Genomic DNA, 15210 nt, shown 5'->3' with positions numbered 1-15210 from the left:
ATGCGGAAGCGTGACGTCATTGCTGGTCGGAGACCGTGACGCGGGCCAGGGAGCCCGACTCCAGGGCCGTCCAGATCGCGCCGTCCGGGCCGGGGGTGAGGCCGTGCGGTTCGCTGGACGGGGTGGGCAGGGCGGCCTCGGTGAGGGTGCCGTCGGGGGTGAGGCGCGCGATGCGGCCCGTGCCCCACTCCGTGACCCAGCACGCCCCGGCGCCGTCCACGGCGACCGCGTGCGGGCGCGAGGCGGCGTCGGGGAGCGGGAATTCGGTGATCTCGCCGGAGGCGGTCATGCGGCCGACCGCCCCCGCGCCGATCTCCGCGAACCAGACCGCGCCGCTGCGTGCGTCGGCGGCGACGCCCACCGGTGCGGCGCCCTCAGTCGGCAGCGGGAACGACGTGATCTCGCCCGCCGTGGTGATGCGGGCGACGGCGTCGGCCTGGTTGAGCGTGAACCACAGCGCGCCGTCCGTACCGGCCGTGACGGCCGACGGGAAGGCGCCCTCCGTCGGAAGCGGGAAGCCTGTCACCTCGCCGGTGACGGTGATGCGGCCGATCCGGTTCGCCGCGGTCTCCGTGAACCACAGGGCGCCGTCCGGCCCGGCCGTGATGCCGTACGGGCCCGACTCCCGCCCGGGCAGGGCGAATTGGCGCGTACGTCCGTCGGTGCCGATGCGGCCGATGCGGTGGTCGTGTGTGCGGCAGAACCACAGGCCGCCGTCCGACCCGGGAGTAATGACGGTCGGGCCGCTGTCCGGGGCGCCCAGCGGGTGGAAGCTGAACTTCCGTGCGGGCAGCTCCAGTCGGCCGATGACTCCCGCGTGGACGAGCGTGAACCACAGGGCGCCGTCCGGGCCGGTGGTGATCCCGTACGGGCCCGAACCGGGGCCGCCGCCCTCCGGCGGGATCTCGATCTCCTCGACGACGAGCGTCTCCGTCACGCCTGTTCACCCCGTTCTCCGAGCGCCTGCGATGTGTCCGGTCCCGGTTCCGCCGCCGGGCCACGCTCCGGGTCCGGTGCCAGCCGGCCGTCCCGCATGCCCAGTCGGGTGCCGGTGAAGCGGCGTGCGAGCGTGCGGTCGTGGGAGACGACGACGAGTGCCCCGCCGTACGAACCGAGCGCCTGCTCCAACTCCTCGACGAGACCGGGGGACAGGTGGTTCGTCGGCTCGTCGAGGAGCAGCAGGTCCGTCTCGACGGTGAGCAGCCTGGCGAGGGCGAGCCGCTGCCGCTGCCCCACGGAGAGCCGCCCGACGGGCACTTCGAGCCACTCTGGCCTGAACAGCCCGAGCGACAGCAGCCGTTCGCGGTGCTCGTCGGCGGTGCCGGGGCGGCCCGCCGCGAACGCCGCCAGGAGGGACCGGACTTGGGGCTCCCGGCTCGGCCTCCCGTCGTCGGCCCCGTCGTCGGCCCGGTCGCCGGCCCCGGCGGGGTCCTGGCGCAGCAGGCCGACGCGAGCGCGGCGGCTCACCGTGCCGCTGTCGGGCCGCAGTTCACCGGCCAGCACATGGAGGAGGGTCGACTTGCCCGCGCCGTTCGGGCCGTGGACGAGCAGCCGCTGACCGTGCGAGATGTGCAGTTCCGGTACGTGGAGGCGGTCGCCGACCCGCACGCCGAGCAGGGACACCGCCACCGTCGGCCGCGCGCCGGAGCCGGAGCCGGACCCGGAGCCTGTGCCGCCGCGGGTGTCGGCGCCCGTCTCCGGCCCCGCCCCGCGTCCCGTTCCTCCCTCTCCCCTCCCGAAGTCCCCGTTGAAGCTGAGGAGTTCGGGCGGTCTGGCCACCGCGTCCCGGTGGAGCCGGCGCAGCCGCTCCTGTGCGTGGCGCACGCGGCTGGCCACCGAGCTCTGCACTCGGCCGCCCGCGCGGTCGTACGCCATCTTGTTGCCGTCGCTCATCCCGCGCCCGTGGGCGACGCGGCGCGCGGTGGTCGCGGCGCCGCGCTCCGCGTCCCGTACGGCGCTCAGCCAGTTTTCGTACGCCTGCTCCCGGCGCCGCCGTGCCGCGGCCTGCTCCCTGAGATAGGCGCGGTAGCCGCCCCCGTACCGGGTGACGCGGCCGTCCTCGACCTCCACGATCGTGCCGGCGACTCGGTCGAGGAACATCCGGTCGTGCGAGACGGTCACCACGGTGCCGCGGTGGGCGCGCAGTTGCTCCTCCAGCCAGGTCAGGGCCTGCTCGTTGAGGTGGTTGGCCGGTTCGTCCAGCAGCATGAGCTGCGGCGCGGAGGCCAGCAGGCAGGCCAGGCCCAGCCGTGCGCGCTCGCCGCCGGAGAGGGTCGCGAGCCGTCTGCCGCGGTCGGTCGCGCCCAGGCCGAGGGTTTGCAGCGCCCTGTCCGTACGGGAGGCGGCCTCGTACCCGCCTCGCGTCTCGTACGCGGTGAGCAGGTCGCCGTACTCGGCCAGCCGCTCCTCGGTGAGGTCGGACTCCAGCTCGCGCATGCGCCGTTCCATCGCGCGAAGCCCGGCGAGCGCGTCGTCGAGGACCTGGCGGACGGTGCGCGGGCCGGGCGGAAGAGGTGTCTGGGTGAGGAAGCCGATGCCGCCGCGCCCGCCTCCGTACCCGCCGCCGTATGCGCCGGCGGGTACGGCCACCGTCACCGTGCCGTCGTCCGGCGGCTCCTGACCGGCGATCAGGCGCAGCAGCGTGGACTTGCCGGAGCCGTTGTCTCCGACGACGGCCACGTGTTCACCGGGCCGGACCGTGAGGGAGATCCCGTCGAGAACGAGGCGTCCGGCATAGGACTTCGTGACGTCCTTGAGCGTGAGCTGGGCGGACAAGGCGGTGGACCTCCGGGGCGCGGCGCGGTGGACGGGGCGAGTGCGTCGGGGCGGTGTGCGGCACCCGTGCCTGGGTTCGGTCCATGGCTGCCGCGCTCCTTCAGGGGACGAGCGTAAATGCGACAGTGTTGCGTTAAGGTCGGAGCGTGACACAGGGGATCTGACGGTGCAACGGAATTTCCGGGGGGCTCTCATGACGGCGGACGCGAGCTCCGGAGAGTCCGGAGAACTGGTCATCCACGGGCACGGCCACGGGAACGGGCCCGTGCCCGGGCGCGCGCGTCCCGGCGGTCGTACGGCCCGTACTCGCGAGGCCGTACGGGAGGCGACGCTCGCCGAGATCGCCGACGCCGGCTACGGCGGCCTGACCGTGGAGGGCGTGGCCGCGCGCGCGGGCGTCCACAGGGCCACCGTCTACCGACGCTGGAGGAACGCCGCCGGGCTCGCGGCCGATGCGCTGGATCTGGCCTCGGACGAGCCGTGGCCCGTCCCCGACACCGGCGATGTCCGAGGCGACCTGCGCGAACTCACCTCTCTCGTGGTCACGCACTTCGCCGATCCGCATGCCGGGGCCGTCTCCCGCGCCCTCGTCTCCGCGGCGGTGCACGACCCGGTCACGGCCCGCGCCCTGCACGGCTTCCTGGCGGGGCGCCATCGCCAGGCGGCAGCCGTCGTCGTACGGGCGGTCGAGCGCGGGGAATTGCCCGAGGGCACGGACGCGGAGGAGGTCGTGCGGGCGGCGGTCGCGCCCCTCTACTACCGGCTGTTCATCTCGGGGGAGCCGGTGGACGCCCGGGCGTCGGCGAGGGCCGCGGACGCCGCCCTCGCCGCCGCCCGCGCAGGGGTGTTCGGCTGGCGGCGGTCAACCGTCGCGCCGACTCCCGCGCCGACTCCCGCGCCGACCCCCGCGTCATCCGCCCCGGCTCAGACGCCGACCGGCTGCTTCGGCTCTCCGCCGTCGCTGCCGCCGCTGTCACCGGGGCCGGTGCCGCTGTCGCCCTCCCCCGTGGCGCCGTCGCCGTCGTCGTCCTCACCCCGTGTACGGCGAGAGTCCTGCCCGGCGGCCTGCGAACGCGTGCGCACGGGGCCGCCCGAGGCGACGAGCGTGCTGCCCCGCGCGGCGGACCCCGCGCCCTGAGCCTGGCGGTCGCCCAGGGCCTGGCGCTCCGGACGCTGGTCCGAGGGCTCGGCGTTGAGCTCCGTCAGCATCTGCTTGCTGAAGCCGAAGAAGTACGTCGCGAGGAAGCCCGCCAGATATCCCGCCCCCATACCCAGCGCGTACACGGCGGCGATGGCGCCCAGCCCCTGGTTCCCCTTGAGCAGCGGGAAGAGGGCCCAGCCGGACGGGCCGATCGCGGTGGAGCCCACCGACGTGCCGAGCTGGTGGAAGAGCCCGACGGTGCCGCCGCCGACCGCACCGCCCACGCAGGCGGTGATGAACGGCCGCCCGAGCGGCAGCGAGACCCCGTAGATCAGCGGCTCGCCGACGCCCATCACCCCGGCCGGAAGCGCGGACTTGATGGTCTTACGGATCGAGGTGTTGCGGCGCAGCCTGACGTAGACGGCGAGCGCCGCACCGACCTGACCCGCGCCCGCCATGGCGAGGACGGGAAGCAGCACGGTGAAGCCGTCCTGCTCGATCAGCGTCGTGTGGATCGGGATGAGCGCCTGGTGGAGGCCGAGCATCACCAGCGGGAGGAAGAGCCCGCCGAGCACGAAGCCGGCGACGCCTCCGCCGTGCAGGAGCAGCCAGTTGGCGAAGTGGCCGATGCCGGTGGAGACCAGCCCGCAGACGTACATCAGCCCGAAGAGCGTGACCATGCCCGCGACGAGCACCGTGACGGTCGGCGTCACCAGCACGTCGACGGCCTCCGGCACGCGGCGCCTGCACCACTTCTCGACGTACACCGCGACCAAGGCCGCGAGGAGGGCGCCCAGCACCCCGCCCTGGCCGGGCGCGAGCTTCGCGCCGAACACGGAGACCTTCGAGACGCCCGCGAAGACGATCACGGCCGCCGCAGCGCCGCCGAGAACCGGCGTACCGCCGAACTCCGCGGCCGTGTTGATGCCGACGAAGACGGCGATGAGCGACATGAAGCCGGTGGAGATCGCCGTCAGCGCGGGCACGATGCCGGTGGCCCACTGGGCGCTGCCGCTGCTGACGAGGTTCGTCAGGACGCCGTTGATGCCGGCGACGATGCCGCAGCCGATCAGCGCGGGGATGAGCGGGACGAAGATGTTGGCCACGCGGCGCAGCATCCGCTTCACGGGTGTGGCGTTCTTCCGCCCGCGCGCGGCACGGATGGCGGCGCCGCGCTCCGCGAGCTCGTCGGCGGTGACGGGCGACGGTCCGCCCCCCGCCCCGTCCGCTGCGGCGGGCGACGGGGCCCCTGCCCCGCTCCCTGCCCCGGCAGCCGCGTCCTGCCGGGCGATGGCCTGGAGTTCGGTGGTGACCCGGGCGACCTTCCCCGGGCCGAGCACGATCTGGTACGTGTCGTCGTCCTCGACGACGCCCACCACATCCGGGAGCGCCCGCAGCGCGGCGTCCTGGACCAGTGACCGGTCGGCCAGGGCGAGCCGCATCCGGGTCATGCAGTGGGTGACGGAGACGACGTTCTGCGCGCCCCCCACGAGGGGGAGCAGTGCCTCGGCGATCTGGCGGTTCTGGTCTGTGCTCATGGCGCGGTCGCTCTCTGGCGGTCCGGGCGGGGCCCGGTACGTGGTGCGGTCGAGCGAGCTAGCCGCAGCCGGCGGCGGCCAGCCGCTTGGCATCCACTGTCAGGCCTCGCCGGTCGCCGTGCGGAGCGCCGCCCGCAGATGTCCGTCGGCGTCGTCGAGCAACCGGGCCGCCGTACGGCCGTCCACGCCCGCGAGAATGATCAGAATCGCGTTCTTGACCTCATCGTCCGCTTGGGTGAGAGCCGCCTCGATCGTCTCGTCGGCGGCACCCGTCGCCAGGGCGACGATCCGCCGGGAACGCGCGCGCAGCTTCTCGTTCGAGGCGCGCAGGTCGACCATCAGGTTCCCGTAGGTCTTGCCGAGACGGATCATCGTGATCGTCGAGAGCATGTTCAGGACGAGCTTCTGCGCCGTGCCGGCCTTCAGACGGGTCGAGCCGGTGAGCAGCTCCGGCCCCACGACGACCTCGATCCGCATGTCCGCCGCGTCCCCCAGCGGCGAGTTCGCGTTGCAGGAGAAGCCGACGGTGAGCGCGCCGTGCGTGCCGCGCGCGTACTCGACGGCGCCGACCGCGTACGGGGTGCGTCCCGACGCGGAGATCCCCACCACCGTGTCGTCGGAGTTCAGCTGGAGGGCGTCGAGGTCCTCGGCGGCCAGCTCCTTGCTGTCCTCGGCACCCTCGACGGACGTGCTCATCGCGCCGGGACCGCCGGCGATCAAGCCGAGCACGTCCGACGGATCGGTGTTGAAGGTGGGCGGGCACTCGCTGGCGTCCAGCACGCCCATGCGGCCGGCGGTGCCGGCGCCCGCGTAGATGAGGCGGCCGCCGCGCGCCATCCGCTCGGCGGTGGCGTCGATGGCGGCAGCGATCTGCGGCAGCTGCTCGCCGACGGCGCCGGGCACGGTGGCGTCCTCGCCCTGCATGATCCGGGCGATCTCCAGGGTGGGCAGCTGATCGATTTCGGACAGATCGCTTCGGAACGCCTCCGTGGTCAGCGTCTCCAGCTGTGCGCGCAGCCGGCTGTAGGAGGGGGGAGTGTCGGCGGTGGAGGTCATGGGGAGGTGCGGCTCTTTCTGGCTCGCGCGGACGCGTACTTGCCGACTCGCGCGGACGCGTTGCGGATTCGGATTCGGATACGGACTCGGATGCAGATAACGGACACGGAAGCGGTTCGGACACGGACGCCTCACGCGAGTTGGGCCGTCCGGTTCCGCTGTCGCGGGTGGCGCCGGTGAGGCACCGCCCGGTTCGAACGTGCACGTCGGCGTCCGGCCGGCATCGCGACCAGCCCGGGCCGGGTTCCGGGACTGGGCTCGTGCTGTCAGCCGGGTGCCGTCAGCGCGGGCGCGGCGAGTGCCGGTGCGCGAGCGCCTCGTACGAGGCGGAGAGGGCGGGCGCGGCGCTCTCGTACGTACGTTGCGCCACTCCGATGAACAAACAGTCAACGACGAGCAGTTGACTCGTACGGCTCGACATCGCGGCCGGCCGCAGCTCGCTCTCGCGCGCCGTCGACGTGGTCAGTACGTGGTCGGCGTACTGCGCGATCTCCCCGTCCGAACGCCCTGTGATGGCGATCGTCGTCGCACCGCGGTCGAAGGCCGCGCGGAGCGGCTCGATGACGTCGACCGTGCGCCCCGAGTGGGTGATGGCTATCGCCACGTCACCGGCGCCCAGTTGGACGGCGGTCGTGACGGCCAGGTGCGGATCGGCCTCCGCGTGCGCGACATGGCCGATGCGCAGCAGCTTCTGCGCGAGGTCCTTGCTGACGAGGCCGGAGGCCCCCACCCCGTACACGTCGACGCGGCGCGCTCCGACGAGGGCGGTGACGGCTGCTTCGAGCTGCACCATGTCCAGCCCGGCGGCGGTGTCCGCGAGGGTCTGCCGTTCGTCGTGCGCGAGCTTGGCGACGACGTCGGCGATCGGGTCGTCCACCGCGATGTCGGCGGTGACGGACGGGGCGGCGCCGGACTCCTGCTGTGCGGCGAGGCCCGCGAGCGCGAGGCGCAGATCGCGGTAGCCGGGGAAGCCGAGCAGCCGGGAGGTCCGTACGACGGTGGCCTCGCTCGTGCCGGTGCGTTCGGCGAGGCCGGTGACGGTGAGCTGTGCGCACCCCGCGGGATCTCCCGCGACGGCCTCGGCCACGCGCTGCATGGAGCGCGTCATGGACGGGGCCATGGTGCGTACTTTGGCGGCGAGAGCGCCCGGTCCGGGCGGTGCGGGCCTGCCGGTGGGTGCGGGTCGGGCGGCGGGTTGAGCCGCGGGCTGGGCCGCGGCGCCGCGGGGGCCGGCGGCGTGGGGGGAGCCTCCGTGCGGTGTGCTTCCGGTGGGGCTGCCGCCGCCGGGTCTGCCGTGCGGCCTGCCGCTTCTGGCGAAACTTTCCTTCAGGTACGTCGTCATCGGTGGAAGGTATTTTCCCGCCGCGTTCACGTCAAGAGGCACGTGCCCGTCGTGGTTGCCGGGACGGGGCGCGGCCGTCGTACCCGCCGTATCCGCGGCACCGGCCCGCGCCCCCGAATGTGGCCGAGACCGCCGCACCCGTCTGGGCGTGTTTGGTGCAATGGAGACATGGACCAGCTTGAGCAGACACTTCACACGGCCCGGGCCCTCGTACTCGCCGACCTCGAGGCGGGCAAGGTCGCAGAGGCGGATGTGGTCTCGCTCGTCGAGGAAGCGGTCTCCCACCGCAGGTGGTGGGTGGAACAGTGGCCGGAGGGCATCGGGTTCGTGAACGGGCTGATAGCCCAGGACGTGCAGGACGCCCTTCTCGACCGGTACGGGCGCTGGCCCCTGTGCCCCGTATGTCTCGGCACCGATCCGCACGCGCTGGAGGTCGAACCCGCGCTGGGCGAGGACCCGCACTGGGTGTGCAGCAAGACCACGACATCCGTCGCCCGCGTGGGAGCCCTCAACAAGTGGCTGTGACGGAGCCGCGGCAAGCGGCGGCGACGGGACCGCGGTGACCGTCTACATCGATCCGCCCGACTGGCCGGGCGCCGGACGACTCTGGTCGCATCTGGTCAGCGACGTCTCCTACGACGAGCTGCACGCCTTCGCGGCGGAGATCGGCTGCCCCCGCCGCGCCTTCGACCGGGACCACTACGACGTGCCGAGTGCCCGCTACGCGGCGGCAGTTGCGGCCGGCGCCGTCGAGGTCGGCAGCAAGGAGCTGCTGCGCCGCCTGACGGACGCGGGCCTGCGGCGCCCGAAGCGGCGGGGTCCGCAGCGGGGCATGTGACGTCGGCGGATCGCCGGCGCCGACCCGCTGACGACCGACGACCGTGGACCGTGGACCGCGGACCGCGGACCGATGAGTTTCGTCCCGTCCCCGGTCTGCACTTCTGTGACAGCGTCGCGCGACCGAGGAGAGACCGTGATCGACCTGAAGCCGGCATGCCGCCGGATGACCGACCTGGTGGCAGGCGTGAGCGACGCACAGCTCGGCGACTCCACTCCGTGTACCGAATACACGGTCCGCGATCTCATCGACCACGTCGACCAGGTCTCCCGGGCGTTCACCGCGATCGCCCGCAAGGAACCCGGCGAACGCGCCGAGGCGCCCGCGAGCGCCGGCGGCGACTGGCGGGCCGGCGTCTCCAAGGCCGTCCTGGCGCTGGGTGACGCGTGGGACAGCACCGCGGCCTGGCAGGGAATGACCGAGGGCCCGGGTGTCGAGCTGCCGAACGAGCGGTGGGGCAAGATCGCGCTCACGGAGATGGTGGTGCACGGCTGGGACCTCGCCGGGGCGACCGGCCAGCAGTTCGGCCTCCCCGGCGAAACGCTGCGAGCCTGCTTCGAGCACGTCGCCGAGTTCGTCCCGAACGCTCCCGTCGAGGGCCTGTGGGGTCCGCCCGTCGAGGCGCCGGCCGATGCCCCGCTCCTCGACCGGATCGTGGCCGTCACGGGGCGCCGGCCTTAGCGGGCCGTACGTCTCAGGGGCGGCGCCCGAGCAGCGCCACCAGCCGTTCCTGCGGCACCGCGTCGTCCGGGACCGCCACCGGCGGATCGAAGATCCCGGCCTCGTGCCAGCTCTGCGCCTCCGGCGCGATGTGGTCGAAGACGGCGTCGGCGAGCTCGTCCGGCATCCGCGACCGCACGCCGATGCCCTGTGCGAGGTCCCAGCCGTGCACCGCGAGGTCCGTGGTCATCTGCCAGCCGTACTCGGTGGCGGGGGTCTTTCCTCCGGTGACGTGCACGTCGCCGCGGAGCGCACCTTTGCGGTGGAACGCGGAGCGGGAGGCGCTGCCCGCCTGCTCCCACATCGCCACGGGGGCGTCGCCGAGCAGGTCGCCGTCGAACCGGTCACCGACCTGGGCGAGCGTCTCGCCGTCCAGCAGATGCGGTGCCCAAAGATGCTCTCCGACGAGGTGGTTGACGAGATCCCGTACGTCCCACTCGCTGCACGGTGTGGGGTCGTGCCACTGCCGCTCCCCGACCTCGTGGACGAGCCGGTCCCATTCCTTGAAGGCCGTGTCGAACGCGTCGATCAGTTCCATGCGTCAATGGTGCGCCCGTGGCCGGGCTCGGCATCCCGGGGCGCCCGGACGGGTGCGGAGGTGCGGGGCGGTGTGACCCAGATCTCATCGGCGTATGTCATACGGGAGCCCCTCCCCATACGTGTAGCGGATGTCCGGCCTCGCACGGGCCGGACGCACAGCGCGGTCTCCCTGCCGCGCGCACTCGGGGGAGTGCCGGGGCGCCGTGGTGCGTGACGTGGCCCGCAGCCACGAGTCACGCGCCCGGCGTCCCGACACCGCGCCCGTCGATTCCCGCCCGTCAATTCCCGTACGCCCGGGGCTTCTCGGAGCCGGAGCAGAGCCGGACCTCCTTCGAGTTGCGCGTACGCACACCCGGCAGCCAGCCCTCGATCCGCTTGCCGCCGCCGTCCCCGGCGGCCTTCTCCACCCGGTACCAGCGCCGCGAGGAGATGCCCTTCTCGTCCGTGACCATCTGCCCGTCGGTGACCACACACGTGGCGGTGAGCTCGTCGCCGTGCCAGACGCGTCCCGCCGAGTTGCCGGGGTCCGCGTACAGCTCGTACGGGCTCTTGGCGAGCCGCAACGCGCACTCCAGGGTGCGCAGTTCGCGGCACGCCTTCTCGATGTTGTGCACCCGCAGCGTGATGGGACGGGAGGGCTCCGAGCGCCCGTCCGGAGCCCCGGACGAGTGATCTTCGGCCGCGGACCCCTGGACCTGCCCGGGCCCCGGCGAGGCCGAGATCAGCCACCACGTACCGCAGACGACGAACGCCACCGCCGCCGCGGCCACCACCATCACCGTCATGGGCAGGGGGCGGCGACGGCCCCGACTCCCCGGCGCCGGGGCCGGGGCCGGAGTGACGTCCGCACGCGGCACACGCACCCGCTCCCACAGCCCGTCCGGCACGTCGATCTCGGCGTCGGCCGCCCGCAGCCGCTCGCGGAGGGCCGTGGCCGTCTCCTCGCGTCGCTCAGCACGCATGCCGTTCCCCTCCCGAGCGGTCCTGGCCGGCATGGTCCGGGCGTCCCGGCCGGCCGGCGCGGCCCGGCCGTTGGTGCAGGGCGCCCCGGAGCTTGTCCAGTGCCCGCCGCCGTGTCAGCGCGACGGTGCCGCGGTGCAGGCCGAGGATTCTCGCGGCCTGGTCGATCGTGTAGCCGTCGAGGTCCACGAGTACGACGACGCCTGCCTGCCGCACGGTCAACTGACGCAGCAGCCTGATGGTTTCGAGCTCGGACGCCCGCTGTTCGAGGCCTCCGTCGTCCCACTGCGCGCCGGGCGGCGGAGCGTGGGCCGAGGCCGCGCCGGGACTCCCGTCGCGGCGGACGCCCGCGCCGTCACCGGTGAACTCGACGTCCGCGACGAGGACTTGCCGCCGCTCCTTGCGCCAGCTGTCGCGGACCACGTTGAGGAGCGAGGAGAACGCGTAGGCGTACGGCTCGGGGTGCGCGAGGAAGTTCTCCGGCCGCGCGGCCAGTTTGAGGTAGACCTCGTGCACGGCGTCCTCCGCCGACTGACGCGAACCGGCGAGCATGGCGGCGCGCCTGTAGAGCCGGTGCAGCAGCCCGCAGAAGACGTCGTCGAACGACGGGTCGGGAGACGGGGAGTCCTTGCCGGTGGTGGTGGAAGAAGTGACCACGCTGCCTGCGATCCTCTGTGATGAGTGGCCTCTTGGCTGATGTGGAGATGTGCGGCGCGCTCGCGTCGCAGCTCTGAACACCGCGCATCCGTACGGCAGTTGTACACATCTGTACGTCTTTCTCCCGTACGTCAGTGAGTCTGTGCGTCTGTACGTCCATGCGGCGCTCTCGGCCGTGGGGGATCGGCTTCGGCCGGGCCAGCTGGCAGTTCAGGGTGCTAGCAACGCCCGCCGGTCGCAAGTCCGTCCAGCGTCAATCCCCTGTGACGAGCAACTCCATTTCGGTCTCCAGATTGCGCCGCGCCACGCGCTCCCACCGCTCCTGACCGTACGGAGTACGGAACAGCCGCGGCAGGCCGAGGAGTTGGCGCAGCACTTCCGCGCGCCCCTCCAGGAACGCTTCGTCCGGCACGAATTCGTACTCCTGACGTACGGCCGCGGCGTACCGCGCGTACTCGCCGGGTGAACCCGCCAGCACGGCGAGGTCGGCGTCGCACAGCAGCTCGCCGTTGACGTCGCCCGGCGCCGGGTCGTGGCTGACGGTCAGCCGCACGAGACGGGCGACTTCGTCCGTACGGTCCTGCGGCACCCCGGCCTCGGGCAGCGCGCGTTCTGCGAGCGAGGCGCTGCGCTCCTCGTTCTCGCTGCGGTCGGGCCGGTAGACGGCGTCGTGGAACCAGACCGCGAGCAGTACCGCGTCGACGTCGGCTCCGGCGGTGTGCGGGGCGAGTTCGTCGACGCGGTTCAGCACGTCCAGCAGGTGATGGACGGTGTGGTAGCGGCGCTGCGGCTCCGCCCAGCGCTCGATCAGGTTCTCCCCGTACGGGACGGGGTCGGGCTCCTTCTCACCGCCGCGCGCGCTGACGAGGAGCGCGGTCCACCGAGACAGCAGCCGGTCGCGGACCTTCCGGTCGGGGTCGGGGTCGTCGTCGGTTGCCTCTGTTGTCGCCATGGGCGCGATTGTCCCTTGTGACGCGCCATGTCACGACGGGGTGTTCCGACATGTGACAGACCACCGCCCGGCGCCCGCACCGGGCCCCCAACAGGCCCCCGCCCTCTGTCCGCCGAGATCGTCCAGCAGGTCCCGGATATGACGGAGCCGGTCTTCGACGACTTCATCGTCCACGGGCCATCAGCTCCAGATCCAGGCGCCGCAGCCAGTCCGTGTCCATTCGCTCCGTGATCGCGTGCATCCGCTCACGCGCGAAGGTGCCCGGAGTGAGTTCCGCGAGGGTAAGCCCTCCGACCAGTGCGCGCTCTCGCGCGACAGGGCCGGCACGCCCCAGATCCATGAGGTCGATCGCCGTGGTGTCGGCCAGCACTCCGAGGGCATCGAGGAAGCCCAGCACGTCAGGCTTGGGGAGGTCTCTGCGGAACAGCACGGCGATGTCCAGATTTCGGGGCTGTGTCCCCTCCCGTACGGCACTGCCGAACGCGACCAGAAGCTCCACGCCGTAGTCGTGGCAGAGCGAATCAAGGTCGCCTGCGGCGGAGGCCGCCGTGAGGCGGCGCAGGGACTCGCGTGGATCAGGCATGCACACACGGTAGCCCTGGCCGCATCCGTGCAACCACTCCGCATCCGCCTCGCATACGGGAGGCGTCCTGCCTGCCCTCGCCCGCGCGCCGCGTCACATCGACGGCTTGAGGACCACGAAGTCCGCGCCGAACGGGTCCAGGCAGACGGCCATGCGACCGACGCCCTCGGCGTCCTCCGGGCCCATGACCACGTTGCCGCCGAGCTCCGTGACCTTGGCGATGGTCGCGTCCGCGTCGGTGGTGTGGAAGACCGGGTGCCAGTACGGGTGGCCGCCGGCCAGTGCCAGGGCCTCCGGGGGGACCTGCATCAGGCCGCCGTGCATCCGTTCCTGAGCCGCGCCGGACGGGCCGAGGATCGTGTACGTGCCGACGTCTTCGCCGGGCATGGGCATGTCCGTGAAGTCCCAGCCGTACAGGAGCTTGTAGAACTCCTTCGCGCGGTCGGAGTCGGTCGTGTACAGCTCGACCCACATCAGCGAGCCGGGCTCGTCCACCATCTCCAGGCCGGCCGTCTTGCCCGGCTGCCAGGCGGCGAACTCGGCGCCCTGCGGGTCGGTGAACTGTGCCATCCGGCCTTGGTCGTTGATGTCGAACGGCTCGACCCGCACCGTGCCGCCGGCCTCGCGGACCTTGGCCGCCGCCGCCTCCAGGTCGGGCGTGCTGAAGTAGATCATCCAGGCCGAGCGGGCGCCCTCGTCGAGGGGGCCGAGGGCCGCGACCGTACGCCCGTCCTGGGAGCGGAAGAAGCCGAACTCCTCCTCGCCCGGGCCGAACGACTGGAACGTCCAGCCGAAGACCCCGCCGTAGAACCTCTTCGCGGCGGCGGAATCCCGCACGGCGAGGTCGAGCCAGCAAGGGGAGCCCAAGGAATAGTCAGTGGTGATCATGGCGATTCCCTTCGGAAGTCCCTGATACGAATCAGGCTCCCACCGCCCGCCGACACTCGCTCGCCGAGCGGGTTCCGAGCCCGTTCCGCGCCGCTCGCGGCCTGGGGACGGGCCCGCGCCCGCCGCTCAGCGCCCGCAGCTCAGCGCACAGCGCTCAGCTCTGCGCGCCCGGGCCGTCCGTGCTCTCCCGGGGCTGGAGCTTCGTGCGCAGCACAACCGTCTGGAGCGGCTTGTCGGAGCCCGCCAGCCGGTCCTGGAGCAGCGCCGCGGCCGAGGCGCCGAGGTCGTACGAGGGCAGCTGGACGGTGGTCAGCGGCGGCCTGACCAGGGACGCCCACGGGACGTCGCCGAAGGAGAGGATGCCGAAGCCCGGCGGCTCGATCCCCGCCTCACGCATGGCCTTGAGGGCGCCGACCGTCATCAGGTTGTTGGCGACGAAGACCGCGTCCGGACGCGTGCGGAGCGCGAGCAGTTCGCGCATGGCCGCGTAACCCCCGTCCACGCGGAAGTCCGCGTGCCGGGTGTGGGCCCGCGTCCACTCGTCGGGGACGCCCGCCTCGTGCATGGCGGCCCGGTAGCCCGCGAGCCGGTCCTCGGAGGTGGAGGCGCCGGCGGGGCCCGTGATGCAGGCGACACGCTCGTAGCCCTGGTCGAGGAGGTGGGCGGTCGCGTCCTCGCTGCCGTGCTGGTTGTCGACCATGACGGCGTCGACCGCGGCCGCGCGGGGGCGCCGGTCGACGGCGACCACGGGCATGCCGCGGGCCGTGAGCGCGGACAGGTCGGTGCGCTTGCGGGACGCGGCGGCGACGATCACGCCCGCCATCTGCTCCGCGAGGGCGATGTCGAGGTAGCGGCGCTCCTTCTCGACGTCCTCGTCCGTGTTGCACAGCACCACGGAGAGGTTGGTGCGCTGGGCAGAGTCCTCGACGCCTCGTGCGAGCGAGGTGAAGAACGGGTTCTCGATGTCCGGGATGAGCAGGCCGATGACGCTGGCGCGCTGCATGCGCAGCGAGCGCGCGACCCGGTTCGGCGAGAAGCCGAGGTCGGCCGCCGCCTTGCGGACCCGCTCGGCGCGCTCGGCGGTGACGCGGCCGCCGTTGAAGACCCGGGAGACGGTCGCGGGGGAGACCCCCGCGGTCCGCGCCACGTCGCTGATCGTTGCCACCCGGCACTCCTTCACACGCCGGGCTCCGGCGGCGGGAGCCGCTGTGCCCGACCTC

General features: G+C 72.8%; 15 protein-coding genes and 1 pseudogene. 4 read left to right on the top strand and 12 right to left on the bottom strand.

Annotated features, from left to right (window positions below):
• Positions 1 to 16: 16 nt before the first annotated feature.
• Both QQM67_RS18150 and QQM67_RS18145 read right to left on the bottom strand, forming a co-directional pair.
• Entirely contained in the window at positions 17 to 937 is a 921-nt protein-coding gene (locus QQM67_RS18150; protein WP_399067031.1) for a Vgb family protein, read from the bottom strand.
• A complete protein-coding gene (locus QQM67_RS18145; protein ID WP_314174942.1) occupies positions 934 to 2775 on the bottom strand; it encodes an ABC-F family ATP-binding cassette domain-containing protein in 1842 nt (613 codons plus the stop codon). Before QQM67_RS18145 ends, QQM67_RS18150 begins: the two co-directional genes overlap by 4 nt.
• A gap of 193 nt (positions 2776 to 2968) precedes the next feature.
• On the opposite strand from QQM67_RS18145, the pseudogene QQM67_RS18140 reads away from it, so the two are divergent.
• Positions 2969 to 3583, top strand: a pseudogene (locus QQM67_RS18140) (TetR/AcrR family transcriptional regulator); the annotation flags it as partial.
• 116 nt (positions 3584 to 3699) lie between these two features.
• Here QQM67_RS18140 and QQM67_RS18135 read toward each other — a convergent pair.
• The 3 genes from QQM67_RS18135 to QQM67_RS18125 all read right to left on the bottom strand — a co-directional run bounded on the left by QQM67_RS18135 (position 3700) and on the right by QQM67_RS18125 (position 7852).
• Positions 3700 to 5454, bottom strand: a complete 1755-nt coding sequence (locus QQM67_RS18135; protein WP_314174941.1) for a PTS transporter subunit EIIC — start codon at positions 5452 to 5454, stop codon at positions 3700 to 3702.
• Between the two features lie 99 nt (positions 5455 to 5553).
• A complete protein-coding gene (gene murQ / locus QQM67_RS18130) occupies positions 5554 to 6510 on the bottom strand; it encodes an N-acetylmuramic acid 6-phosphate etherase (RefSeq protein ID WP_314174940.1) in 957 nt (318 codons plus the stop codon).
• 280 nt (positions 6511 to 6790) lie between these two features.
• Complete coding sequence (locus QQM67_RS18125) at positions 6791 to 7852, bottom strand: MurR/RpiR family transcriptional regulator (protein ID WP_314174939.1); 1062 nt, start codon at positions 7850 to 7852, stop codon at positions 6791 to 6793.
• Between the two features lie 168 nt (positions 7853 to 8020).
• On the opposite strand from QQM67_RS18125, the gene QQM67_RS18120 reads away from it, so the two are divergent.
• The 3 genes from QQM67_RS18120 (at position 8021) to QQM67_RS18110 (ending at position 9371) form a co-directional block, all read left to right on the top strand.
• A complete protein-coding gene (locus tag QQM67_RS18120) occupies positions 8021 to 8377 on the top strand; it encodes a hypothetical protein (RefSeq protein ID WP_314174938.1) in 357 nt (118 codons plus the stop codon).
• A gap of 34 nt (positions 8378 to 8411) precedes the next feature.
• Positions 8412 to 8690: a DUF4031 domain-containing protein gene (locus QQM67_RS18115; protein WP_314174937.1), complete on the top strand. Its 279-nt coding sequence runs from the start codon at positions 8412 to 8414 to the stop codon at positions 8688 to 8690.
• 135 nt (positions 8691 to 8825) lie between these two features.
• Entirely contained in the window at positions 8826 to 9371 is a 546-nt protein-coding gene (locus tag QQM67_RS18110; protein WP_314174936.1) for a TIGR03086 family metal-binding protein, read from the top strand.
• 13 nt (positions 9372 to 9384) lie between these two features.
• Here the strand turns inward: QQM67_RS18110 and QQM67_RS18105 are convergent, their stop codons facing one another.
• The 7 genes from QQM67_RS18105 to QQM67_RS18075 form a co-directional block, all read right to left on the bottom strand.
• Positions 9385 to 9948 carry a TIGR03086 family metal-binding protein gene (locus QQM67_RS18105; protein ID WP_314174935.1) on the bottom strand — a complete coding sequence of 188 codons (564 nt, stop codon included), beginning with the start codon at positions 9946 to 9948 and terminating at the stop codon, positions 9385 to 9387.
• A gap of 280 nt (positions 9949 to 10228) precedes the next feature.
• The gene (locus tag QQM67_RS18100; protein ID WP_314174934.1) at positions 10229 to 10912 is read right to left on the bottom strand and encodes a hypothetical protein; all 684 of its coding nucleotides are present in this window, start codon (positions 10910 to 10912) and stop codon (positions 10229 to 10231) included.
• Positions 10902 to 11567 carry an RNA polymerase sigma factor gene (locus QQM67_RS18095; RefSeq protein WP_314174933.1) on the bottom strand — a complete coding sequence of 222 codons (666 nt, stop codon included), beginning with the start codon at positions 11565 to 11567 and terminating at the stop codon, positions 10902 to 10904. Before QQM67_RS18095 ends, QQM67_RS18100 begins: the two co-directional genes overlap by 11 nt.
• Before the next feature lie 253 nt (positions 11568 to 11820).
• Positions 11821 to 12519, bottom strand: a complete 699-nt coding sequence (locus QQM67_RS18090) for an HD domain-containing protein (RefSeq protein ID WP_314174932.1) — start codon at positions 12517 to 12519, stop codon at positions 11821 to 11823.
• A 163-nt stretch (positions 12520 to 12682) separates the two neighbouring features.
• Positions 12683 to 13102, bottom strand: a complete 420-nt coding sequence (locus tag QQM67_RS18085; RefSeq protein ID WP_314174931.1) for a hypothetical protein — start codon at positions 13100 to 13102, stop codon at positions 12683 to 12685.
• 93 nt (positions 13103 to 13195) lie between these two features.
• A complete protein-coding gene (locus QQM67_RS18080) occupies positions 13196 to 13990 on the bottom strand; it encodes a VOC family protein (protein ID WP_314174930.1) in 795 nt (264 codons plus the stop codon).
• Between the two features lie 154 nt (positions 13991 to 14144).
• Positions 14145 to 15155, bottom strand: coding sequence for a LacI family DNA-binding transcriptional regulator (locus QQM67_RS18075; RefSeq protein WP_314174929.1), 1011 nt, complete (start codon positions 15153 to 15155; stop codon positions 14145 to 14147).
• Positions 15156 to 15210: the final 55 nt, after the last annotated feature.

It is taken from the genome of Streptomyces winkii (genome assembly GCF_032248595.1).
Lineage (GTDB): Bacteria > Actinomycetota > Actinomycetes > Streptomycetales > Streptomycetaceae > Streptomyces > Streptomyces winkii.
The sequence above is the reverse complement of the archived record's forward strand: the minus strand, read 5'-3'. Positions and strand labels throughout refer to the sequence as shown.